Raw genomic sequence first — 22,943 nt, forward strand, 5'->3', positions numbered from 1 at the left:
GTCGAGGTCGGTCAGCGGAGTACCGGTGACGGTGCCTCGTCAGCTCCGTCCGCCCGCCGCACCGGAGCTGTCGGAACCGCTCGCCGTACCCGGGTCCGCCGTGCCCGGTCTGCCGGCAGCGTCGGCCGGGTCCGGGTGCGCTGGATCAGGACGACGCAGGCCAGCACCACGAGCGCGGCGGCGATCGACGCCGGGGTGACGGCCTCGCCGAGCAGCAGAGCCGACCAGGCCAGGGTGAGCACCGGCTGCGCGAGCTGGACCTGGCCCACCTGGGCGACGCCGCCCCGGGCCAGGCCGGCGTACCAGGCGAAGAAGCCCAGGAACATGGAGACCACGGTGAGGTAGCCGAACGCCGACCAGGTGACGGCGTCGGCGCGCGGCGGGGCGGCCACGGCGGCGACGATCGTGACCGGCAGGGTGACCGGCAGCGAGAGCAGCAGCGCCCAGCAGATCGTCCGGGCGCCGCCCAGCTCCCGGGCGAGTACGCCACCCTCGGCGTACCCGAGGCCGCAGAGCAGTACCGCCGCGAGCAGGAACACATCGGCCACGGAGAACTTACCGTGCACCGCACCGCTGGCGGCGAGGAAGCCGAGCACCGCCAGCAGGCCGGCGGCGCTCGCGACCCAGAACAGCGGCGGCGGGCGCTCGCCGGCCCGCAGTACCGCGAAGACGGCGGTCATCGCGGGCAGCACGGTGATCACGACCGCGCCGTGCGCCGAGGTCTGGGTGAGCAGCGCCAGCGAGGTGAAGAGCGGGAAACCGACGACGACGCCGATCGCGACGACCGACAGCCGCCGCCACTGGTCGCCGGTGGGACGCGGCGCCCCGGTGATCCGCAGGTACGCCCAGGCCAGCAGCGTCGCGCCGACGGCCCGGCCGAAGGCGATGAACCACGGGTCGAGCTGCTGCACCGCGACCCGGGTGGCCGGCAGCGACATGCTGAAGGCGAGTACGCCCAGTGTGCCGAGCGCGAGGCCGGACGCCCGGCCCGCCGTTACCGTCCGATGCGCAGTAGCGCTACTCTGATCCCTCATGAACAACGGTAACGCCAGGGATCGCGTTATCCAAGATCTGCGCGGACTGGCGGCTGTCGCGGCGCCCGGCGCGCAGCTGCCCTCGGTCCGTGAACTGACCGCCCGGCATCGCGCCTCACCGGTCACGGTCGCCGGGGCGATCCGGCAACTGGTCGCCGAGGGCCTGGTCGAGGCGCGGTCCGGCCGGGGCACCTTCGTGGCCGTACCACCGCGGCCGCGAGCCACTCCCGACCTCTCCTGGCAGACCGTCGCACTCGGTCCGGGCCGGCCGGGTGAGGAGGAGATGCAGGCGCTGCTGGCGATACCACCGGCCGGAGCGATCCCGCTCTCCGGCGGCTACCTCGAACCGGAGCTGCAACCGGCCGCCGCGCTCGGCGTCGCGCTCACCCGCGCCGCCCGGCAACCGGCGGCCTGGCAGCGCGGCCCGGCACAGGGGCGGGAGGACCTGCGTGCCTGGTTCGCCCGCGAGGCCGGCTCCGGGCTGCGCGCCGACGACATGGTCATCTGCCCCGGTGGCCAGGCGGCGCTGTCGACGGCGCTGCGCGCGCTCGCCGTGCCCGGTGACACCCTGCTCGTCGAGTCGCCGACCTACCTGGGCGCGCTGGCCACCGCCCGGGCGGCCGGGCTGCGGGTGGTGCCGGTGCCCGTCGACGCCGACGGCGTACGCCCCGACCAGCTCGCCGCCGCGTTCGCCCGTACCGGCGCCCGGCTCTTCTACTGTCAGCCGCTGCACGCCAACCCGCACGGCGCGACGCTGGCCGGGAACCGCCGGGTCCGGGTCGCCGCCGCCGTACGCGACGCCGCGGCCTTCCTGATCGAGGACGACTACGCCCGCGACCTCACCATCGACGGTGAACCCCCGCCGCCGCTCGCCGCCGACGACCCGGACGGGCACGTCGTCTACCTCCGTTCGCTCACCAAGTCGACGGCTCCCGGGCTGCGCGTCGCCGCCGTCGGTGCCCGTGGCCCGGCGGCCACCCGGTTGCGTACGGCCCGGCTGCGTGACGACCTCTTCGTGGCCGGTCCGCTGCAACAGGCCACGATCGAGTTCGTGAGCAGCCCGGCGTGGTCCCGGCACCGCCGTGCTCTACGCACGGCTCTGCGGGCTCGCCGGGAGTCGCTGCTGGCCGCGCTCCGCCGGCACCTCCCGGATCTCACCGGGCAGCCGGTCCCGCGCGGCGGCATGCACCTGTGGGTCCGGCTTCCGGACGGCACCGACGACGTCGCGCTGGCCACCGCCGCGGCCGCCGAGGGGGTCGTCGTCTTCCCCGGCCGTCCCTGGTACCCGGCCGAACCCCCCGCCCCGCACCTGCGGCTCAGCTACGCCGCCGCCCCGCCCGACCTGATGGACGAGGCGGTCCGCCGCCTGGCCCGCGCCTTCGAATCCTGCTGAGCCTCTGCGCCCGCCGTGCCGACCTGCTGAGCCTCTGCGCCCGCCGTGCCGACCTGCTGAGCCTCTGCGCCCGCCGTGCCGACCTGCTGAGCCTCTGCGCCCGCCGTGCCGACCTGCTGAGCCTCTGCGCCCGCCGTGCCGACCTGCCGAGCCTCTGCGCCCGCCGTGCCGACCTGCCGAGCCTCTGCGCCCGCCGTGCCGACCTGCCGAGCCTCGGTCGCACCCTCGGTCGCGTCTCTGGTCGCGCCCTTCGATGGGTTCGGGCGGAAGTGGCGGTCGGCGACGCGGTCCGCGCCCGGAGGGGCTTGCCGCCATTGATACCGTCCGTTCGTGGTACCGACCCCGCCCGCCCTCGGCATCGACTTCGGCACCTCGCACACCGTGGCCGCACTGCGGATGCCGGGCGACCGGATCGAGTCGCTGCTCTTCGACGCGTCGCCGCTGCTCCCGTCGGCGGTGTTGGCGCAGCCGGACGGTCACCTGCTGGTCGGTTCCGACGCGCTGCGCGGGTCGCGGCTCGACCCGAGCCGGCTCGAACCGAATCCCAAGCGCCGGATCGACGACGGGACGCTGCTGCTCGGCGAGGTCGAGACACCGGTCGGCGAGGCCGTCCGAGCGGTGCTCGCCCGGGTCGCCCGGACGGCGCAGCGTGCGCTCGGCGTCGTACCCCGGCCGGTGGTGCTGACCCATCCGGCGAGCTGGGGTCTCCGGCGTCGCACCGTACTCACCGAGGCCGCGACCGGGGCGGGACTGGGCAACCCCAGCCTGGTGGCCGAGCCGGTCGCCGCGGCGATGTACTTCAGCGAGGTGCTCGGGCATCGGGTGAGGCCGGGCGACACCCTCGTCGTGTACGACCTCGGGGGCGGCACGTTCGACGTCAGCGCGGTGCGACGGACGACCGACGGCGGTTGGACGGTACTGGCGACAGCGGGGCTGGACGACGTCGGCGGGGTGGACGTCGACGCCGCGATCGTCGACTGGATCGTGGCGCATCCGGGGGTCGACGCTCCCGCGCGCGGCACCGCGATCGTCGCGCTTCGCTGGTGGCAGCTCGTGCGGCAGGAGGCGCGGGCCGCTAAGGAGCAGCTCAGCCGGGTCGCCGCGGCGTCGATGGTCCTACCTGGACTGGACCGTGACATCCACCTGACCCGGGAGGAGTTCGAGCGGCTGGCCCGGCCGTTGCTGGACCGGACCGTGGCGCTGACCACGTCGACACTCGCCGCCGGCAACGTCGCTGCCGACCGGCTGGCCGGGGTCTTCCTGGTCGGCGGGTCCAGTCGGATACCGCTGGTCGCCACCATGCTGCACCGGGCGCTCGGGCTGCCGCCGACGGTCATCGACCAGCCGGAGCTGGTCGTCGCGCACGGCAGCCTCCGCGCACTACCCGAATCGGCCGGCACGGCCGCAGGGCCACCACCGTCGGCAGCACCCGGCGTGCCGGCGGGAGCGTTCGGGTCGCCGGCAGCAGGGCGCGGGTCGCCGGCCACGGCATCGGGGGTACCGGCGGGAGCGCCCCGGTCGCCGGCCACGGCACCAGGGGTACCGGCGGGAGCGCCCGGGTCGCCGGCCACGGCACCAGGGGTACCGGCGGGAGTGCCCGGGGCGCGGGTGCCAGCACCGGGGGCACCGGCAGTCGCGGCCGTGTCGCCGACGGCGGCGGTGCGCCGGCCCATGGTGGCCGCAGCCGCCGTGCTGCTGCTCGGCGCCGTGCTGGGTGCGGCGATGACGGCTTACCCGCTCCTCGCGACCTACGACGGGCCTGTTCCATACTGGACGGACCGGTATGCCTGGCAGTTGCTGCCCGTGGCGGGTCTGCTGGCCGGGTCGTGGACCCGTCGGCGTGGCGCCGCGATCGCCGCCCAGGCGGTCGCGGGGGTCGTCGCCGGGATCGTCGGCCTCGCGGTCGAGCGGGCCGAACGGAACATATTCGACCTGCCGTGGGGCACTCCGGAACACTCTTACTTCTGGGACCACAACCCGGATCTCTGGTTCGTGGCGCTGGTCGGTGGCTGCCTCGTCGCCGGCCTCGCCACCGAGGCGGCGCTCGCCGTGACCGCGCCGCTGGCCGGCCGCGGCCTGGCCCTGGCCGTCGTGGTCGCCGCCGGCATGCTGCCGGGTCCGCTACTGCTCCAGATCCTCGACTGGTACTCCCGGCCACCGCTCAGCCGAGTGGTGGTCGACACGCTGTTCGCGTACCCCTTCGTCCTGCTGCTGGTCTGGCCCGCGGCGTGGCTCGCCGGCCGGTCCTCGCGGTAGGACACCGCCGTGCCGACTGGCCGGCCGGATCGTGGCGGGTCAGGGCGTGGCGGGGTGCGGCAGGGTTTCGCGGAGGAAGTCGACGAGCAGGGTGGTGACCTCGGCGGGTCGTTCCAGGCTGGGCAGGTGGCCGGCCCAGGGGAGTTCGCGGTGCCGGGCGTTCGGCAGCACCCCGGGCAGCCGTTCGGCGATCTGCCGGAAGTCCGCCAGGTCGTGCCGGCCGGAGACGACGAGGCAGGGTGCGGTGATCCGGCCGAGGTCGGGCTCGCCGAGATCGAGACGCGGCACGTCCTCGACGGCGGCGAGCTGCACCTCGAAGGCGTGCCGCTGCATGTCCCGTACCCGTTGCCGGGTCGGCTCGTCGGCCTCCGGCCCCAGCCAGGTCGTCACGTTCAGCTCGACGGCGCCCGCGAGGTCGCCCGCCTCGATCAACTCGTCCTCGCGCCTACCGAAAGCCGCCAGCTCCGGGCCCGGCCGGTGCCCCGGCATGCCCGGACAGAGCAGTGCCATGCCGTTCACCCGGTCCGGGCGGCGGGCGGCGACCTCCAGTCCGACCCGACCGCCGAAGGAGGCCGCCACCAGCGCCACCTGCCGCACCCCGAGCGTGTCCAGCAGGTCGAGCACGTCGGTGACCTCGGAGTACGGCTGGTCCGGCAGCGGAGTCTCGCCGAAGCCCCGGAAGTCGCAGCGGATCACCTGGTATCCGGCGTCGCGCAGGGGAAGCCACTGCGGGTCCCACATCCGGCGGTCACAGACCGAAGAGTGCAGCAGGAGCACGGCCGGGCCGGATCCGTCGACATCACGGCAGAGAGTGATCACCGGGAGACCATAGGATGTCCGGTTTCGGGTCACCAGCGAATATCGCCATCCCGTCGGCCCGGTCGGGGGCGGCTGGCTAGGCTGATCTGGGGCGAAAAAATCGACAATTCGCGCATCTGTCGGCGAGGACGGGGTACTCGCCGAGGCGCGTCGGTCGACGCCACCCGCCGGAACGGCGGGCGGACACGGGGGAAGGGAAGAGACGGGTGCCCTATCTGACTGTCGGCGTGGAGAACTCCGCGCCCATCGATCTGCACTACGAGGATCATGGCGCCGGGCAGCCGGTGGTGCTCATCCACGGCTTTCCGCTCAGCGGCTCGGCCTGGGAGAAGCAGATCAACCCGCTGCTGAACGCCGGCTACCGGACCATCAGCTACGACCGCCGAGGTTACGGCATGTCCAGCCAGCCCGCCGTCGGGTACGACTACGACACCTTCGCCGCCGACCTCAGCATCCTGATGAACGAGCTGGACCTCACCGACGTGATCCTGGTCGGGCACTCGATGGGCACCGGCGAGGTGGCGCGGTACATCTCCAACTACGGCTCGGCCAGGGTGAACCGGGCGGTCTTCATCGCGCCGATCCCGCCGTTCCTGCTGAAGACCGAGGACAACCCGGAGGGCGTCGACCAGAGCCTCTTCGACGGCTTCATGCAGAGTGTGATCACCGACCGGGCCAAGTACCAGTCGTCGTTCCTGCACGACTTCTACAACCTCGACGAGAACCTCGGCAAGCGGGTCAGCGACGAGGTGGTCCGGATGAACTGGAACGTGGCGGTGAGCGCCTCGCCGATCGGCACGCTGGCCTCCATTCCCGCCTGGCTCACCGACTTCCGGCAGGACCTGCCCCGGATCGACGTACCGGCGTTGATCATCCAGGGCGACGCGGACCGGGTACTGCCCTATCCGGTGTGCGGGCAGCGGATGCACGCGGCGATGCCGAACAGCCAGCTCGTCACCCTGAAGGGCGCACCGCACGGGATTCCGTGGACCCATGCCGACGAGGTCAACCAGGCGTTGCTCGACTTCATCAGGACCCCGGTCGACGCACTGCTCTGAGCGGCCCGGACCGGGACCTGAACCCGGACCGGACCTGGCGGTGCGCCGACGCCGCCAGGTCCGGGTTCTGGCTGACCGGCCCGGATCAGCCCTCGGGTGCGATGAGTCGCTGGTCGCCCGCGTCCCGGACCAGGATCGCCTCGACCGGGCAGGACTCGGCCGCGTCGACCACCGGGTCGGCCGGGGCGACCGTCCCGGCCAGTGGGGTGGCGAGCCCGTCGACGAGCCGGAAGTGCTCCGGCGCGGTGCCGGCGCAGATGCCCGAGCCGATGCAGCGCTGCGGGTCGACGCTGACCCGCCAGGCGGTGCTCACCAGGTCACCGGCAGCGCGAGCGGGCCGCGTACCAGCAGGCCGCTCTTCCACGGGACCTCCGGCTCCGGCACCGCCAGCCGCAGTCCGGGCAGGCGGCCGACCAGGGTACCGATGGCCACCTGCAACTCCATCCGGGCGAGCTGCGCGCCGACGCAGTGGTGCACACCGTGGCCGAAGCCGACGTGTGGATTGACCTCCCGACCCAGGTCGAGCCGGTCCGGGTCGGTGAACACCGACTCGTCCCGGTTCGCCGACCCGACCGCCGGCAGCACCGGTTCGCCGGCCCGGACGAGCACCCCGCCGAGCTCGATGTCCTCCGTCGCGTACCGCGGGAAGGCCGAGGCCGCCCCGAGCGGTACGTAGCGCATCAGCTCCTCGACGGCGTTCGGGATCAACCCGGGATCGGACCGCAGCCGGGCCAGCTCGGACGGGTGCTCCAGCAGCACGTAGACGAAGTTCGGGATCTGGGTCACCGTCGTCTCGTGCCCGGCGGCGAGCAGGCCGGCGGCGAGCTGCACCAGCTCCTGCTCGGTGAGCCGGTCCTCGTTCTCGTCCCGCGCCCGCACCATGGCACCGAGCAGGTCGTCGATCGGCTCGCGGCGACGGATCGTCACCAGTTCGGCGATGTAACCCCAGAGGCTCTCCAGGTACGCCTGGATCTGCTCGGGGGGCAGCGAGGTCGTCGAGACGATCGCCTCCGACCAGGTGTGGAATTTGTCCCGGTCGGCGAACGGAACACCGAGCAGCTCACAGATGACCTGGATCGGCAGCGGGGTGGCGAAGTGCTCGACCAGGTCGATCGGGGGACCGGCCTTGACCATCTCGTCGACCAGCCCGTCGGCGATATCCTGGACGCGGTCGCGGAGCAACTCCACCCGGCGTGCGGTGAAGGCCTTGGCCACCAGTCGGCGCAACCGGGTGTGGTCGGGCGGATCCATCCCGAGCATGCCCTGGTCCGGCTGCCGGGGCATCGTACGTGGTTGGTCACGTCCGACCCCGGCGGCCCGGCTGAACCGGGCGTCGCCGAGTACGACCCGGACGTCGGCGTAGCGGGTGGCGAGCCAGGACTCCTCGCCGAACGGCAGTTGCACCCGGATCAGTGGCTCCTCGCGACGCAGCCGTGCGTACTGCGGGTCGAGGTTGAGCCGGTCGGGGGCGGCGAACGGGTACGGGCGGGCGGTCACCTGCCGGCTGTCCGTCATCTCGGATCCCTCCGTCGAGCGGGCACGGTCGGCGCGACGGTCCGTGACGATCGGCTTGACCAGCGGTGATCAGTGCGACCGGACCATTGGCGCCGGGTAAGACACTGATGACGGATAGTAGCGAACTACACTGATCAATTCCATCGGTCACAGTGGAGGATGCTCCGCCGCGGCGCCGGTTCAGGCGTTCAGGTAGGCCAACACGGCGAGTACCCGCCGGTTGTCGTCCTCCGAGGGCGGCATGCCGAGTTTGCTAAAGATGTTGTTGATGTGCTTGCTGACCGCCTTCTCGGTGACGAAGAGCCGGCCCGCGATCGCCGCGTTCGACCGGCCCTCCGCCATCAGGCCGAGCACCTCGCGCTCCCGGGCGGTGAGCGCGTGCAGCGGTCCGCTGCCGGAGCGGTTGGCCAGCAGCTCCGCGATCACCTCCGGATCCATCACCGTGCCGCCGGTCGCCACCCGCCGCACCGCGTCGACGAACTGGCCGACGTCGGAGACCCGGTCCTTGAGCAGGTAGCCGATCGCTCCGCTCCGGTCGGCCAGCAGTTCCCGGGCGTAGAGCTGCTCCACGTGCTGGGACAGGATCAGGACCGGCAGCCCCGGGATCCGGGTACGGGCGCCGATCGCCGCCTGGAGGCCCTCGTCGGTGAAGGTCGGCGGCAGGCGAACGTCCACCACCGCCACGTCTGGCCGGTGGTCGAGCAGCGCCGGCAGCAGCGCCGGCCCGTTGTCGACCGCGGCGACGACCTCGAACCCGAACGCCCGGAGCAGCCGGGTCAGGCCGTCCCTGAGCAGGGCGAGGTCTTCGGCGATGACAACTCGCACGGCAGCTCCATGGTCACGGTCGTGGGCCCGCCGGGCGGGCTGGCCACGGATATCGTGCCATCGAAGGCGCCGAGCCGTCGTTCGATGCCCCGCAGTCCGGTCCCGCCGGCCGGGTCGGCACCGCCGACGCCGTCGTCGCCGACCACCATCACCAGCCGACCGTCACCGTGCCGCAACCGCAGCCAGCCGCTCCGCGCCGCACTGTGCCTGGCGACGTTCGTCAGCAGCTCGGCCGCGGTGAAGTAGACCGCCGACTCCACCGGCGCCGGTGGCCGGCCCGGCAGGTCGACGTCGACCTCGACCGGCAGCGGAAGCTTCAGGGCGAGCGCCCGGACCCCGCCGGCCAGCCCACGTTCGGCGAGTACCGGCGGATGGATGCCCCGGACCAGGTCCCGCAGCTCGCCGAGGGCCTGCCCGCTGGCCTGGCGGGCCTCGGCCATCAACCGCCGCGCCGCCGCCGGATCCCGGCTCATCAGCTCCTCGGCCAGCCCGATGCTCATGCTCAGCGCCACCAGCCGGGCCTGGGCCCCGTCGTGCAGGTCCCGCTCGATCCGGCGCAGCTCGGCGGCCTGGGCGTCGACGGTCCCCGCCCGGGTCTCGGTGAGCTGGCGTACCCGCCGACGCAGTGCCGCCTTCGAGGTCGGCGCCAGCAGGGCCCGGACGAATCCGGTGTGCAGCCGGTGGACCAGGTCGCCGACCACCCCGCCGACGGCCAGGAAGACGGCCCCCTGCGGTGCCACCAACAGGGCCTTGCCGACGCTGTCGACCGGCCAGAGCAGCCCGTAGCCGTACCAGACGTCCAGCGCCCAGAGCAGCACCGGCACCCCGAGCAGTCCCTCCAGGCCGTAGGCCAGCAGGCAGGCCGGCAGCAGGCCGAACACCAGCCCGACCGGGACGGACAGCAGCAGCCAGAGCAGGTCCCGCCAGGTGGCCGGGTCGGTCACCAGCCACCGGTACCGGCGCCAGGTGGTCGTCCGCGCCGGCTCCGGCCGGTACGGGCTGGCGATCTGCCGGCCGGTCCAGCGTCCGGCGACCCGCCGGTTGAGGTCGGCGACCTGGCGCACCGCGGCGGTCACCGCCGGAAAGGCGAACACCCCCACACCCAGCACGGTGAAGCCGAGCGAGAGCACCGAGAGCACCAGCAGGACGATGTTGACGGTCACGGAGAGTACCGCCAGCAGCAGCGCCTGCCCGGCCCGGACGAGTCGGCGCCGCAGCCACGGCGGTAGCCGGCGCCACGGCGGTGGCCGGTCGGCGGTTGCGCGGTCCATCCAGTCATTCTGGTCGACCGCCCGGCCCGGATCGGTGGTGCTACGACCACCTTCACCTCCGCCAGAACCCGGCCCGGCGCCCGGCCCGGCGTTCGGCCCGGCGTTCGGCCCGGCATCCGGTCGGCACACCCGCGCCGCCTCGGCGAACTCCGTGTCGACAAGCGGCACGGACAGCCCGACGAGCGGCTGTCCATCCACCCGCTCTACCGGCCCCGCCCTGTCCACCGGCCCGCTGTCACGGGCGCACGGGTGCACCGGGCGGTGTCGGCCGACTCCGCCGCTGCCGGGCCGCCTCGTACAGCGCGACGGTGCCGGCGGCGGCGGCGTTCAGCGAACTCGCCGAACCGGTGATCGGGATCCGCAACATCCGATCGCAGGACTGCCGCCACGCGGCGCTGAGCCCGTGCGTCTCGTTGCCGACCAGCAGCACCGTGGGCCCGGTCAGGTCGTGCTCGGCGATCTCCACCTCGCCGGCCTCGTCGGTGCCGAGCAGCTGCACCGGCAGTCCGCCCGCGCGCAGGCTCCCGAGCCAGTCCAGCACGTCGCGGTGCGATCCGGTGCGGACCACCGGTACCGCGAACAGCGACCCGGTGCTGGCCCGGACCGCCCTCGGGTCGTACGGGTCGGCGGCGTGCCCGACCACCACCACCCCGGCGGCGCCGAAGGCGTCGGCGGAGCGGACCAGGGTGCCGATGTTTCCCGGTGCGGTCGGCCGGTCGAAGACCACCACCAGCGCGTCCGGCCCGGTCGGGATCCGCTCCAGCCGGTCCGCCGGCAGCTCCAGCACGGCGACCAGTTCCGGCTGGTCCTCCTCCTTGCCACCGAGTTCCCGCAGCAGCTCGGGGGCGACCGCGACCCGGGTGCCGCTGGTCTGGTCGAGCAGTTCGGTGGCCCACCGGGACAGCGGTAAGCCGTCCGGGTGCAGCAGCGCGTGCACCGGCCAGCCCTGCCGCACCGCCAGGCTGATCGGCCGGACGCCCTGTACCAGGAACTCGCCGGCCCGCTGCCGCTTGCCGCGATTGGTCAACAGCGCCGACCACTGCTGGAAGCTGGCGTTACGGGTGGTCACCCGCAGCGTCCGCCCCGCACCGGCGGACCGGGTCGGCCCGCTCCGGCCGGTCCGACCGCCCGTACCGGTTCGGCCGGCCCGAGCGATCGAGCCGGTCCGGTCACCGGAGCCGGTCCGGTCGGGGAAGTCGGTCCGCGCGGAGGTCCGGTACCGGCCGACCGGGCTCCCACCGACGCCGTCGGCACGCACCGGACGACGATACCGCCGACCGGTCCAGGCCCTGCCGGCGCGGCACCCGCACGAGCGTGTCGTCGACCGACCCTGGCTCGGCGGCGCGGCATCCAGGCGTACGTCTCGCCCTCCCACCGGGCTCCGACGGTCCTTTGTGAACCGGACCGGCTGGCCGGTGCAGCGGTCAGCCGTTGCGCCGCCGACGCCAGCTCTCGACGACCCGCTCGACGTCGAAGACCGGCAGCACCACCGGCGGCCCGTCGACCAGGCCGCGCCGGGCCAGCACGATCCGTTCGTTGAGCGCGGTCACCACGTCCCGGACGGCCGCCTCCGACGACTCCCGGTCCAGCCGCTCCGGCAGCTGCTCCGCCTCCTTGCGGATCATCAGCGAGGCAGGTCCGACGCCGGTCAGGTTCTCCCGGCGTACCCAGTCCCGGATCCACCAGTTCTCGTCGTACGTGCCGCCGTGTCCGGGTAGCGGCCTGCCGGCTCCGGGGAGGTTGTCGAACTCGCCCCGCTCCTGGGCCTCGCGGATCTGCCGCTCGACCCGGGACTCCTGTCCGCTCGGCATCGATCGTCCTCCCCGGCCCGTCCGCTCCGCGTACCCTCCGGGACCGATTCTAGGTCGGCTCCGACGCCCGCCGTCGGCTGAGAGCCGGCTCAGCAAGGTGGTCGATGCCGCCCGGCCCGTGCCATGCTGCACCCACCGGGGCGCCGGACCTCGTCCCCGGGCCCGGAGCGCAGCCGACGAAGGAGTGCCCGCCCGTGTCAGCCAGCGAAACCGCTTCCGCGGTACCGGTCGCGCCCGCCCGGCGGCTGCTGCGACCACTGCTCTTCGGCCTGACCCTGACCACCGTGCTGGCGCTGCTGTTCGGCGTACCCTGGTGGACCCTGCTCGCCGCGGGCGCGCACTGGCCCACCCCGGTCTTCGCCGGCGGCACGACCCTGTTCGCGGTGGCCCTCGCCACGTTCCCGGTGCTGATGTACCTCGGGCACGGCCGGGGCCGGGACTGGGCGGCCCGGACCGGCGACACGCTGCTGGGCGTGGTCTGGGTGCTCTTCGCCTGGGCGCTGCTCGGCAACGTCCTGCGGGTCGGGCTGGCGGTCGGCGGCGTCGCCGATCCGGCCCGCTCACGGATCACCGCCGCCGTGGTCGCGGCCGTCTCGGTGGTCCTGCTGACCTGGGGGTACGTCGAGGCGATGCGGCTGCCCCGGGTCCGCCGGGTCGAGGTGCCGATCGATCGGCTCGGTCCCGGCCTGGACGGCCTGCGGATCGCCCTGCTCACCGACACCCACTACGGGCCGATCGACCGGGCCGGGTGGTCGGCCCGGGTCGTCGCGGCGGTCAACGACCTCGACGCCGACGTCGTCTGCCACACCGGTGACATCGCCGACGGTACGGTCGGGCAACGCCGTACCCAGGCGGCGCCGCTGCGCGAGGTGCGGGCCCGGCTCGCCCGGGCGTACGTGACCGGCAACCACGAGTACTTCGCCGAGGCGCAGGGCTGGCTCGACCACATGCGTGATCTCGGGTGGGAGCCGCTGCACAACAGGCATCTGGTGGTCGAGCGGAACGGCTCCCGGCTGGTACTCGCCGGGGTCGACGACGCGACCGCCGGGGCGTCCGGCCGTCCCGGGCACCGTCCCGACCACGCCGCCGCGCTGGCCGGTGCCGACCCGGACCTGCCGGTGGTGCTCCTGGCACACCAGCCGAAGCAGATCGGTGCGGCGGTCGCGCACGGCGTCGACCTGCAACTGTCCGGGCACACCCACGGCGGGCAGATCTGGCCGTTCAACCTCCTGGTCCGGCTCGACCAGCCGACGGTGCGGGGGTTGAGCCGGCACGGCGAGCGGACCCGGCTCTACACGAGTGCCGGTACCGGCTTCTGGGGGCCGCCGTTCCGGGTCTTCGCGCCGAGCGAGATCACCCTGCTGACCCTGCGTCGCGGGTAGCTGCCCGCGGGCGGTCGGTGGGCCGGCCCCGGGCCGCAGGTGGACGTGCCGGCGCGGGCGGCGGGATCCGCCTGCCCGGCCAGCCGGTCCGCCCGCCCCTGACCAGGGGTGCCGGCGGGGGATGGTCGATTTGCCCGGACATTGATGCTGGTATATCTTTCCTGGCAGGATCCGGCCGAATTCGGACGGACCCGGCGGAGGGAAGCGCGCATGTCCGGATCCGGCACATCCACCCTACGGCGGGGACTCTCCGTGATCGCAGCGGCGATGCTCTGTGCCTGGATCGTCGCGCCGCACCCGCCGGCCTCGGCCGCCGAACGGGCGCTACCGGCCGCCGCGCCCGGCCTGTACGCCGGTGGCACCTTCACCCGGGCCGGTGGGGTCGCCGTCGACCGCCTCGCCACCTGGAACGGTGCCGCCTGGTCCCGGCCGGGCGGGACGTCGGGCGGCGGACCGGACGGCTCGGTCACCGCTCTCGTCGTCTACCAGGGCGACCTGATCGCCGGTGGCAGCTTCCTCAACGCCGGCGGGGTACGCGTGAACGGCATCGCCCGCTGGGACGGCACCACCTGGGCACCGTTGACCGGGTCGTCCGGCACCGGAGTGATGAGCAACCCTCTCGACTTCGTCGACGCGCTGGCGGTCTTCGACGGGGACCTGATCGTCGGCGGGCAGTTCCTCCGGGCCGGGGGAGTGACCGTCAACCACATCGCCCGGTGGGACGGCACCGAGTGGTATCCGCTGGCCGGTCCCGCCGGCACCGGCCTGGACGTACCGTCGGTCTGGGACCTGGCCGTGCACGACGGCGCGCTGATCGTCGGCGGCGGCTTCAGCCAGGCCGGCGGCACGGCGGCCAACCGGATCGCCCGGTGGACCGGCAGCGCATGGTCGACCCTCGGCACCGGCTTCAACGGCGACGTGCTGGCGCTCACCGTCTTCGACGGCGCGTTGGTGGCCACCGGCGGGTTCACCCAGGCCGGCGGGACCGCTGCCGGCTACCTGGCCGAGTGGACCGGGAGCGCGTGGGCTCCGCTCGGTGCGGGGTTGAACGCCGAAGGGCGGGCCCTCACCGTCTTCGGTGCGGCGCTGGTGGTCGGCGGCACGTTCACCCGGGCGGGCGGGGCGGCCGCGAACTACGTCGCCCGGTGGGACGGTTCCGGCTGGTCCGCGCTGGGGTCCGGCACCGAGGACATCGTGCTGGCGCTGACCGTCTACAACGGACGGCTGATCGCCGGTGGCTTCTTCGCCGGGGCCGGTGGGGTGGCGGTCAACCACGTCGCCGGCTGGAACGGCAGCGCCTGGTCGGCCCTGGGCGGCGCGTCCGGCGCCGGCACCGACGCCGGGGTCTACACCCTGCTCACGGTCTGACGCGGCGTTCCGGGTCGCGTCTGACGCGACGGTGTCCGGTCGCGACCGTCAGCGGGTCGCGGCGGTCACCGGGTCGCGGCGGTCAGCGGGGCGCGGGTACGCCCTCCGGCACCCGCTCGGCGTACGCCTCGACAAGTTGCCGCTCGGCGGTCCGCAGGTAGTCGTCGAGCACCGCGTGTGCCCGTTCCACCTCGCCGGCCCGGATCAGGTCCAGCAACTCCCGGTGCCGCACCAGGTAGGGCTGGTGGAAGGTCTGCGGTGCGGCCATCACGTGGAAGGCCAGGCGGATCTCGGCCAGCGCCTGCCGCATGATCTCCTCGATCCGGGGGCTGCCGGCCAGCCCGGCGATGGCCTGGTGGAACTGCATGTTGGCGGTGCCGACGTCGAACCACCGCTGCTGCGCCGCCGCCTGCTCACCCTCGACCAGGGCTGCCTCGAGTGCGTCCAGCGCCTCGCCGGAACTGTGCCGGGCGTTGCCGACCGCCGCGCACTCCAGCACCCGGCGCACCCGGTAGATGTCGACCACGTCCTGCACGTCGAGCACCCGGACGAAGACGCCCCGGTTGAGTTCGTGCACGACGAGCCGCTCGTGCATCAGCAGCCGGAACGACTCCCGCAGTGTGTTGCGGGAGACACCGAGCGCCGCCCCGATCATCTCCTCGGAGAGCCGGGTGCCGGGCAGCAGCGCTCCCTCGGTGATCCGCGCCCGCAGGATCTCCGCCACCCGTTGCGCGGTACTCGCCCGGGTGATCAGCGAGCGGTCGTCCTGGAGCTTCGCCAGCCACGTCACGCGGTCATTGTCCTTCATGTCGTCGGGCCCACAATCGTGCGAAGGTGCATGCTACGACGAGGTTACAAGTCAACATGACCATTGACGGATTGTTCAACAGTCTGCCAACCTGAATCGACGGCGTTCACCGCAGTCCAGGAGGTGCCATGACGGTCATCCTCGATCTGAACAGCGACCTCGGCGAAGGCTTCGGGGTCTGGCAGCTGGGCGACGACACGGCCCTGCTCTCCATCGTGACAAGTGCCAACGTCGCCTGCGGCTTCCACGGCGGCGACCCGACGATCATGCGTCGGGTCTGCGCCGAGGCGATCGGCCGGGACGTCTCCATCGGTGCCCACGTCGGCTACCGGGACCTGGCCGGCTTCGGCCGCCGGGCCATCGACATAGAACCCGACCGGCTCTCCGACGACGTGCTCTACCAGCTCGCCGCGCTGGACGGCATCGCCCGCAGCGAGGGTGGCCGGGTCAGGTACGTCAAGCCGCACGGCGCGCTCTACAACCGCACCGTCACCGACCAGGCCCAGGCCGCCGCGGTGGTCACCGCCGTCTCCGCGTACGACCCGAGCCTGCCGATCCTCGGACTGCCCGGCTCGCAACTGCTGCGCCAGGCCGCCGAGGTGGGACTGAAGACGGTCCGCGAGGCGTTCGCGGACCGGGGTTACCGGGCCGACGGCACCCTGGCCGGCCGGGGCAGCCCCGACGCGCTGGTCACCGATCCGGAGACGGTCGCCCGGCGCTGCGTGAAGATGGCCACCACCGGACAGGTGACAGCCGTCGACGGTGCCCCGGTGTCGGTGCGGGCCCGGTCGATCTGTGTGCACGGCGACACCCCGGGCGCGGTCGAGCTGGCCCGCCAGGTGCGCACCGCGTTGCAGGACGCGGGCGTCACCCTCGCCTCGTTCGTCTGACCTGCTGCACCGCCACCGCCACCGGCACCAAGCCGCTGGACCGGTGCCCGTCGACCCGGCTGCCACCGCCGGCGACGGGCACCGGCTCCCGCACCCGACGCGCAGCCCGCTGCCACGGGCGGCCCGCCGCAACCCCCACGCACCGGCTCGGTACCTCCGCCTCGAGCCGCCAGACGCGGAACCGGTGCGCTACCGAGGAAAGGCAGAAGATCACCTTGGACGTGCAGAAGTTGACCGAGAGTGTACGTGGCCGGCTGAGGCTGCTCACCGCCGCCGGCGTCGGCGCAGTCCTGCTGCTCACCCCGGGCGGTGCCGGGGCGCAGCCGGCCGGAGCCGCCACCGCGGCGGGGGAGTGCTACGACCGCGGCCGCCCGTCGACCTACGAGGAGACCCGGATCGACACCCCCGCCCAGCCGGGCGGGGTGCAGGTGCCGAACACGCTGATCGAGGTCGGCGGCTTCACCCCGTTCGTCACCCGGCTCACCGCCGAGCTGTGCCGGGTGCGGTCGATCGGCGACGCCGACCGGCTGTTGAAGGTGCGCGGTGCCGAGCTGTGGCGTACCGCCGTCGAGCGGGCCCAGGGCAGGCGCTGGATGGGCAGCATCGAACGGTACGACGACCGCCCGCTCTACTGGTCGCGGCTGACCGCCACCCGGGACCTGCGACAGTGGACGCCCCCGTTCCGGCTCACCGACGGCGCTCGGGCGGCCCTGCTGAAGACCTTCGAGTACGCGTCCCGGGGCATCTCGTCCACCGACTTCTCCGCCGGTCGTACGGTGACCCGGGTGCTGGTCAGCGGCTTCGACCCGTACCAGCTGAACGGGGAGATCCGCCGGTCGAACCCGTCGGGCGCGTCGGCGCTGCAACTGGACGGGCAGGAGTACCGGGTCGGCGACCGGCTGGTGCAGATCCAGGCGGTGTCGCTGCCGGTGACCTGGAGCGGCTTCGACCTCGGTTACGTCGAGGACGCCTTCGGGCCGCACCTGACCCGGAACAGCCGCGAACGCGCCGACCTGATCATGACGATCAGCCAGGGCGGCCGGGCCCGGATGGCCATCGAGCAGTGGGCCGGCGCCTGGCGCGGCGGCAGCCCGGACAACAACAACGAGGGCACCGCCGAACTGATCCCCCAGGTCACGAACTGGCCACAGCCGGCGACCGACCCGGAGTTCATCGAGACGACCCTGCCGTACCAGCGGATGATCGACGCCGGCACGACGCCGTGGCCGACGGTGCTGAACCCGCGGATCTGCGAGTGGACCGGCAACACCCGGCCGGACCCGAGCAGGGTCTCCTGCCACGACGACGGCCCCTCCCCGGACGCCCAGGCCCAGGCCGGCGGCGGCGGCAACTACCTCTCCAACGAGAGCATGTACCGGTCGAACCGGCTCCGGCTGGCCCTCGGCGCCACCGACGTCCCCGGCGGGCACCTGCACATCTCCTCGCTCGTCTATCCGCAGAACCCGCTGGACGTCATCGACCCGCCGTTCGCGGCCGACCGGGCGCAGACCATCGAGCAGACCGTCGCCCTGGTGAAGGCCGCTGGCGCGGCCGTCGCCTGAGCGGCCGGTCGGGCCCGGGGGACCGGCAACTCCCGGGCCCGGCCCGCCCCACCACATTCAAGAAGAGTCCAGCCGCGACCGGAGTCGACGACTCCGCGAGCGCGATCGGTGGCCGCCCGCTGCCGGAATCGGTGGCCGCCCGCAACCGGGTCGACGCCGCCAGCCCTTCGCCACCGTCTTCGCCGTAGACCATCGTCTCCGCCCTAGAAAGGCGTGACCATGCGCAGAATCACAAGGATCACGGCCACTCTCGTCCTCGCCGCCGCGCTCGCCGGCTGCGGAGGATCCGACGGTGCCGGCGGCACCGACGAGGTGAAGCTCGCCGGACTCTGGCCGCTCAGCGGCCCGAACGCCACCCAGGGCACCGACGTGCTGCACGGCGCCGAACTCGCCGTGGACGTCGTCAACAACGACCACCCCGGGCTGGACCTGCCGCTCGGTCCCGGCAAGGGACTGCCGGGACTGGGCGGCGCCCCGGTCAGACTGATCACCGGCGACACCCAGGGCAAGCCCGAGGTGGGTGCCGGCGAGGTGGACCGGCTGGTCACCGGCGAGAAGGTCGCCGCGGTGATCGGCTCGTACCAGTCCGGGGTGACGCTCACCGCCAGCCAGCGCGCCGAGCGGCTCGGCGTACCGTTCGTCAACGAGGCCTCCTCGTCGGTGGCGTTGACCGAACGCGACCTGAAGTGGTTCTTCCGGACCGGGCCGACCGACGAGACCTTCGCCCGATCGATGTTCGACTACCTCCGGGCCAGGCAGGCGGCCGGCGTCCAGATCCGCTCGGTCGGCGTCTTCCACAGCAACGACCAGTTCGGCAACGACGGCGCCGGGGTGACCGAGAAGGTCGCCGCCGAGGCCGGACTGCCGGTCACCGTCAACGTCGGCTTCGACCCCACCGCCGCCGACCTCGGCTCCCAGGTGGCGCAGGTACGCGGCAGGAACCCGGACGTGCTCTTCGTGCTCGCCTACACCGACGCGGCCATCAAGCTGATGAAGACGCTCGACCAGTTGGACTACTACCCGCCGGCACTGCTCGCCTACGGCACCGGATTCGCCGACCCCGCCTTCGCCACCGGACTCGGCGCACTGGCCGACGGGGCGTCGACCCGGGCGGCCTGGTCCGGTGAGATCGCCGCGAAGCGGCCGGCCGCCAAGACCGTCGCCGACCTCTTCCAGCAGCGCTACGGCGCGCCGATGACCGAGAACTCGGCGCGGGCCTTCACCGCCGTGCTCGCCCTGGCCCAGGCGATCGACACCGCGAAGTCGGTCGAACCGGCGAAGATCAGGGACGCGCTGCGCGGGCTGGACATCCCCGGCGAAAAGACGATCATGCCGTGGACCGGGATCAGGTTCGACGACAAGGGGCAGAACACCGGCGCGGCCGGGGTGGTCGAGCAGATGATCGACGGCAGGTACCGGGTGGTCCATCCGGCCGACCTGGCCACGGTGGCGCCGGTCTGGCCGATGGACAGGGCCCGGCGGTGAACCGGCGGACCGGAGCACCCGGCGGGGAGAAGCCATGACCGACCTGCTCCAGTCGGTGGTCAACGGCCTGCTGATCGGCGCCGTCTTCGCGCTGGTCGCGGTCGGCCTGACCCTCATCTACGGCGTGATGGACATCGTCAACTTCGCGCACGGCGAGATGGTCATGCTCGGCATGTACACCTCGTTCTTCGCCTGGTCGCTGCTCGGCCTCGACCCGCTGCTGTCGATCCCGCTCGCCGGGGTCTCGATCGCGCTCACCGGCGCGCTGATGTATGTCGGCGCGGTCGGCCGGGTGCTCGGCAGGTCCCCGCTGGCCCAGGTGATCGTCACCTTCGGACTCCAGGTGTTCCTGCGCGGGCTGGCCCAGTTCCTCTGGACCCCGAACACCCGGACCGTGCCCCGGCCCTGGGCCGCCGGGCTGCGCTTCGAGATCGGTCCGGTGGTGGTCGGCGGACCGCAGGTCGTGATGGCGGCCGGCGCGCTGCTGGCCACCGGCGCGGTCGCGTACTTCATGAACCGGACCCGGCTCGGCGGCGCCGTACGGGCCGCCGGCGAGGACCCGGCGGCGGCGGCCCTGATGGGCATCGACCCCCGCCGGATGTACGCGCTCTGCTGGGTCATCGCCGGCCTGGCCACCGGCATCGCCGGGGCGCTGCTGATGAACTCCTACTCCGCCTCGCCGACCGCCGGGGTCAGTTTCGTGCTGATGGCCTTCGTGGTGGTGGCCTTCGGCGGTTTCGGCAGCATCACCGGGGCGGCCCTGGCCGGCCTGCTCGTCGGCGTCGCCCAGGGCGTCGTCGGGCTGTACGCCCCGAGCTACACCCTGGCCGCCGCGCTCGCCCTCTATCTGGTGGTCGTCCTGGTGCGACCGCAGGGACTCCTGGGGACCAGATGACCGGACACGATCGAGGTGGGGCGACGAGCGCCCCGACCCTGCCACGCAGGCCGGCCCCGATCGGGCTCGGCACCCCGCCGGCCCGGCGACTGCCGGCCTGGACGACAGCTGTACTGATCGCGGCGGTGCTGGCCGCCTACCCGCTGGTCTTCACCGGCTCGGCGGCACACAACATCGGCATCCTGGCACTGACCTTCGGGATCGCGGCCACCGGCTGGAACCTGCTCGGCGGCTACACCGGGCAGATCTCCTTCGGGCACGCGCTCTACTTCGGTTCCGGCGCCTACACCACCGCGCTGCTGGTCCGGCAGGGCTGGTCGCCGTGGCTGGCGATCGCGCTGTCGCTGCCGCTGGCCGCGCTGCTGGCCGCAGCCGTCGGCTGGCCCTGCTTCCGGCTGCGGCACCACTACTACTCGATCGCCACGATCGCGGTCGCCGAGATCGTCTTCATCCTGGTCACCAACCTGCCCGGGCTCGGCCAGGCGAACGGCTGGGAGTTGCCGGTGGTCGAGCCCTCGCTGGCCAACCTCCAGTTCTCGCTGCTGGACAAGCGACCGTACTACTACGTCGCGCTCGGCTTCTTCTGCCTGGCCGCCCTGGCGGTCTGGGCGTTCCTGCACGGCCGGGCCGGCAACTACGTCCGGGCGATCCGGGACGACCAGGAGGCCGCGGCGGCGGTCGGCATCGACGTACACCGCTACAAGCTGGCCGCGGCGGCGCTCTCCGGTGCGGTCACCGCGCTGGCCGGCGGCTACTACGTGATGTACGTGCTCTTCGTCGATCCGCCCTCCGGGCTCGGCCTGGACCTGTCGGTGTCGTTCACCCTGATGGCGGTGCTCGGCGGGGTCGGTCGGTTCTGGGGGCCGCTGCTCGGTGCCTGGGTGCTGGTCTTCGTCCAGGACGCCACCAGGCAGGAGTTCTCCGGCAGCGGTCGCTCGATCGACCTGCTGCTCTACGGCGCACTGATCGTGCTCGTCTCGATCACCGAGCCGGGTGGCCTGCTCGCCATCGGACAGCGGCTCTGGGCCCCGGTCGCCCGGCGGCTGCGCCGCACCCGACCGGCCGGGAACGGTTCGCGACCGGCCGGCGCCGGTCCGACGTCGGCGGAATCCGCCGAGGGGGAGCGATGAGCGGGACACTGCTGCGGGTCGACCGCCTCTCCCGCCGGTTCGGCGGGCTCTGGGCCAACCGGGACGTCAGCTTCGAGGTCGGGTCGGGGGCGATCGTCGGGCTGATCGGGCCCAACGGTGCCGGCAAGAGCACCCTCTTCTCGATGGTGGCCGGCGCCCAGCGTCCCACCTCCGGTCGGTTGGAGTTCGACGGCCGGGACGTCACCGGCTGGGCACCGCACCGCGCCGCCCGGGCCGGCGTGGGGCGCACCTTCCAGCTGATGCGGGTCTTCGGCTCGATGAGCGTGCTGGAGAACCTCAGCACGGCGGCCTTCGCCCGGCATCCCCGGCGCCGGGACGCCCGGCGGCGGGCCGGCGAGGTAGCCGAGCTGACCGGACTCGGCCCGGTGCTGGACGCGCCGGCCGCGTCGCTCACCGCCGCCTGGAAGAAGCGCCTGGAGATGGGCCGGGCACTGGCCAGCGGGCCGAAGCTCCTGCTGCTCGACGAGGTGCTCTCCGGACTGACCCCGACCGAGGCGCGCGAGGCGGTCGAGATCGTCCGCACCATCAACCGGAACGGCGTCACCATCCTGATGGTGGAACACGTGATGGAGGTGATCATGCCGCTCTGCCACCGGGTGGTGGTGCTGCACTACGGGCAGAAAATCAGCGAGGGTACGCCGGAGCAGGTGGCGCACGATCCGGCGGTGGTAGAGGCGTACCTGGGGAAGGCGGTGTAGATGCTTACCGTGCGGGACCTCCACGTGGACCACGCCGGTGTCGTCGCGCTGCGCGGCGTCGACCTGCGCGTCGAGGCGGGCGAACTGGTGGCGCTGGTCGGCGCGAACGGGGCCGGCAAGAGCACCCTGCTGGCCGCCGTCTCCGGGCTGCACCGCCCGGTACGCGGCACGGTGACCTTCCTCGACGAGGAGGTGAGCGGGCTACCGGCGTACCGGATCGCCCGCCGGGGTGCGGTGCTGGTGCCGGAGGGGCGGCGGCTCTTCGGCCACCAGACGGTGTTGCAGAACCTGCTGCTCGGCGGCTACCACCGCAGCCCCGCCGAGCGGGAGAGCGACCTGGCCCGGGTCTACGACCTCTTCCCGGTGCTGGCCGAGCGTTCCGGCCAGCGCGCCGGTACGCTCTCCGGCGGTGAGCAGCAGATGGTGGCGCTCGGCCGGGCGCTGATGAGCCGGCCGAAGCTGCTGATGCTGGACGAGCCCTCGCTCGGCATCTCGCCGAAGTTCACCAGGATGATCTTCGAGGTGCTGGCCGAGATCCGTCGGTCCGGCACCACCATGCTGCTGGTCGAGCAGAACCTGCGGGCGGCGCTGGACCTGGCCGACCGGGCGTACGTGCTGCGGACCGGCGAGGTGGTGATGTCCGGCCCGGCCGACGAGCTGGCCGCCTCCGACGAGGTACGCCGCTCGTACCTGGGGTTGTGAGCGGCTACGACGGGAAGGGT

At 73.1% G+C, this 22,943-nt stretch carries 21 protein-coding genes; 12 read left to right on the forward strand and 9 right to left on the reverse strand.

Annotation, left to right across the window (positions count from 1 at the left end):
- Positions 1–11 precede the first annotated feature (11 nt).
- On the reverse strand, positions 12–1,034 hold the full coding sequence (locus tag ACN28A_RS29640; RefSeq protein ID WP_421400682.1) for a DMT family transporter: 1,023 nt from the start codon (positions 1,032–1,034) through the stop codon (positions 12–14).
- Between ACN28A_RS29640 and ACN28A_RS29645 the strand changes: the two genes are divergently transcribed.
- Positions 1,033–2,427 (forward strand): PLP-dependent aminotransferase family protein, encoded by a 1,395-nt coding sequence (locus ACN28A_RS29645; protein WP_421400685.1) that lies wholly within the window; start codon positions 1,033–1,035, stop codon positions 2,425–2,427. The two genes, ACN28A_RS29640 and ACN28A_RS29645, sit on opposite strands and share 2 nt — an antisense overlap.
- Before the next feature lie 330 nt (positions 2,428–2,757).
- Complete coding sequence (locus ACN28A_RS29650) at positions 2,758–4,683, forward strand: Hsp70 family protein (RefSeq protein ID WP_421400687.1); 1,926 nt, start codon at positions 2,758–2,760, stop codon at positions 4,681–4,683.
- 39 nt (positions 4,684–4,722) lie between these two features.
- Here ACN28A_RS29650 and ACN28A_RS29655 read toward each other — a convergent pair whose 3' ends face one another.
- Positions 4,723–5,502, reverse strand: a complete 780-nt coding sequence (locus ACN28A_RS29655) for an alpha/beta fold hydrolase (RefSeq protein WP_421400689.1) — start codon at positions 5,500–5,502, stop codon at positions 4,723–4,725.
- Positions 5,503–5,708: 206 nt separating this feature from the next.
- Between ACN28A_RS29655 and ACN28A_RS29660 the strand changes: the two genes are divergently transcribed.
- A complete protein-coding gene (locus tag ACN28A_RS29660) occupies positions 5,709–6,560 on the forward strand; it encodes an alpha/beta fold hydrolase (protein ID WP_421400691.1) in 852 nt (283 codons plus the stop codon).
- A gap of 85 nt (positions 6,561–6,645) precedes the next feature.
- On the opposite strand, the gene ACN28A_RS29665 is transcribed toward ACN28A_RS29660, so the two are convergent.
- The 6 genes from ACN28A_RS29665 to ACN28A_RS29690 all read right to left on the reverse strand — a co-directional run bounded on the left by ACN28A_RS29665 (position 6,646) and on the right by ACN28A_RS29690 (position 11,982).
- The gene (locus ACN28A_RS29665) at positions 6,646–6,873 is read right to left on the reverse strand and encodes a ferredoxin (protein ID WP_421400693.1); all 228 of its coding nucleotides are present in this window, start codon (positions 6,871–6,873) and stop codon (positions 6,646–6,648) included.
- Complete coding sequence (locus ACN28A_RS29670) at positions 6,870–8,075, reverse strand: cytochrome P450 (protein WP_421400695.1); 1,206 nt, start codon at positions 8,073–8,075, stop codon at positions 6,870–6,872. Before ACN28A_RS29670 ends, ACN28A_RS29665 begins: the two co-directional genes overlap by 4 nt.
- 180 nt (positions 8,076–8,255) lie before the next feature.
- Positions 8,256–8,900, reverse strand: coding sequence for a LuxR C-terminal-related transcriptional regulator (locus ACN28A_RS29675; protein ID WP_421400698.1), 645 nt, complete (start codon positions 8,898–8,900; stop codon positions 8,256–8,258).
- Complete coding sequence (locus ACN28A_RS29680; protein WP_421400700.1) at positions 8,852–10,171, reverse strand: sensor histidine kinase; 1,320 nt, start codon at positions 10,169–10,171, stop codon at positions 8,852–8,854. The genes ACN28A_RS29675 and ACN28A_RS29680 overlap by 49 nt, the downstream gene beginning before the upstream one ends.
- 235 nt (positions 10,172–10,406) lie before the next feature.
- Complete coding sequence (locus ACN28A_RS29685) at positions 10,407–11,246, reverse strand: TrmH family RNA methyltransferase (RefSeq protein WP_421404700.1); 840 nt, start codon at positions 11,244–11,246, stop codon at positions 10,407–10,409.
- Positions 11,247–11,595: 349 nt separating this feature from the next.
- Positions 11,596–11,982, reverse strand: a complete 387-nt coding sequence (locus ACN28A_RS29690) for a DUF1992 domain-containing protein (RefSeq protein ID WP_421400703.1) — start codon at positions 11,980–11,982, stop codon at positions 11,596–11,598.
- A 194-nt stretch (positions 11,983–12,176) separates the two neighbouring features.
- On the opposite strand from ACN28A_RS29690, the gene ACN28A_RS29695 reads away from it, so the two are divergent.
- Both ACN28A_RS29695 and ACN28A_RS29700 read left to right on the forward strand, forming a co-directional pair.
- Positions 12,177–13,364, forward strand: coding sequence for a metallophosphoesterase (locus tag ACN28A_RS29695; protein WP_421400705.1), 1,188 nt, complete (start codon positions 12,177–12,179; stop codon positions 13,362–13,364).
- Positions 13,365–13,616: 252 nt separating this feature from the next.
- Positions 13,617–14,732 (forward strand): hypothetical protein, encoded by a 1,116-nt coding sequence (locus tag ACN28A_RS29700; RefSeq protein WP_421400707.1) that lies wholly within the window; start codon positions 13,617–13,619, stop codon positions 14,730–14,732.
- 82 nt (positions 14,733–14,814) lie between these two features.
- Here ACN28A_RS29700 and ACN28A_RS29705 read toward each other — a convergent pair whose 3' ends face one another.
- Positions 14,815–15,522 (reverse strand): GntR family transcriptional regulator, encoded by a 708-nt coding sequence (locus tag ACN28A_RS29705; protein ID WP_421400710.1) that lies wholly within the window; start codon positions 15,520–15,522, stop codon positions 14,815–14,817.
- Positions 15,523–15,668: 146 nt separating this feature from the next.
- Here ACN28A_RS29705 and ACN28A_RS29710 point away from each other — a divergent pair, with 146 nt between their 5' ends.
- From ACN28A_RS29710 to ACN28A_RS29740, 7 genes are all read left to right on the forward strand, one after another.
- Positions 15,669–16,430, forward strand: coding sequence for a LamB/YcsF family protein (locus ACN28A_RS29710; RefSeq protein ID WP_421400713.1), 762 nt, complete (start codon positions 15,669–15,671; stop codon positions 16,428–16,430).
- 230 nt (positions 16,431–16,660) lie between these two features.
- A complete protein-coding gene (locus tag ACN28A_RS29715) occupies positions 16,661–17,992 on the forward strand; it encodes a hypothetical protein (RefSeq protein WP_421400716.1) in 1,332 nt (443 codons plus the stop codon).
- 219 nt (positions 17,993–18,211) lie between these two features.
- Positions 18,212–19,477, forward strand: coding sequence for an ABC transporter substrate-binding protein (locus ACN28A_RS29720; protein ID WP_421400717.1), 1,266 nt, complete (start codon positions 18,212–18,214; stop codon positions 19,475–19,477).
- Positions 19,478–19,511: 34 nt separating this feature from the next.
- Positions 19,512–20,372, forward strand: a complete 861-nt coding sequence (locus tag ACN28A_RS29725; protein ID WP_421400720.1) for a branched-chain amino acid ABC transporter permease — start codon at positions 19,512–19,514, stop codon at positions 20,370–20,372.
- Entirely contained in the window at positions 20,369–21,502 is a 1,134-nt protein-coding gene (locus tag ACN28A_RS29730; protein ID WP_421400722.1) for a branched-chain amino acid ABC transporter permease, read from the forward strand. Before ACN28A_RS29725 ends, ACN28A_RS29730 begins: the two co-directional genes overlap by 4 nt.
- On the forward strand, positions 21,499–22,221 hold the full coding sequence (locus ACN28A_RS29735; RefSeq protein WP_421400724.1) for an ABC transporter ATP-binding protein: 723 nt from the start codon (positions 21,499–21,501) through the stop codon (positions 22,219–22,221). Before ACN28A_RS29730 ends, ACN28A_RS29735 begins: the two co-directional genes overlap by 4 nt.
- On the forward strand, positions 22,222–22,923 hold the full coding sequence (locus ACN28A_RS29740) for an ABC transporter ATP-binding protein (protein WP_421400725.1): 702 nt from the start codon (positions 22,222–22,224) through the stop codon (positions 22,921–22,923).
- Positions 22,924–22,943 lie beyond the last annotated feature (20 nt).

It is taken from the genome of Plantactinospora sp. WMMB782, from assembly GCF_049179135.1.
Taxonomy (GTDB): domain Bacteria; phylum Actinomycetota; class Actinomycetes; order Mycobacteriales; family Micromonosporaceae; genus Plantactinospora.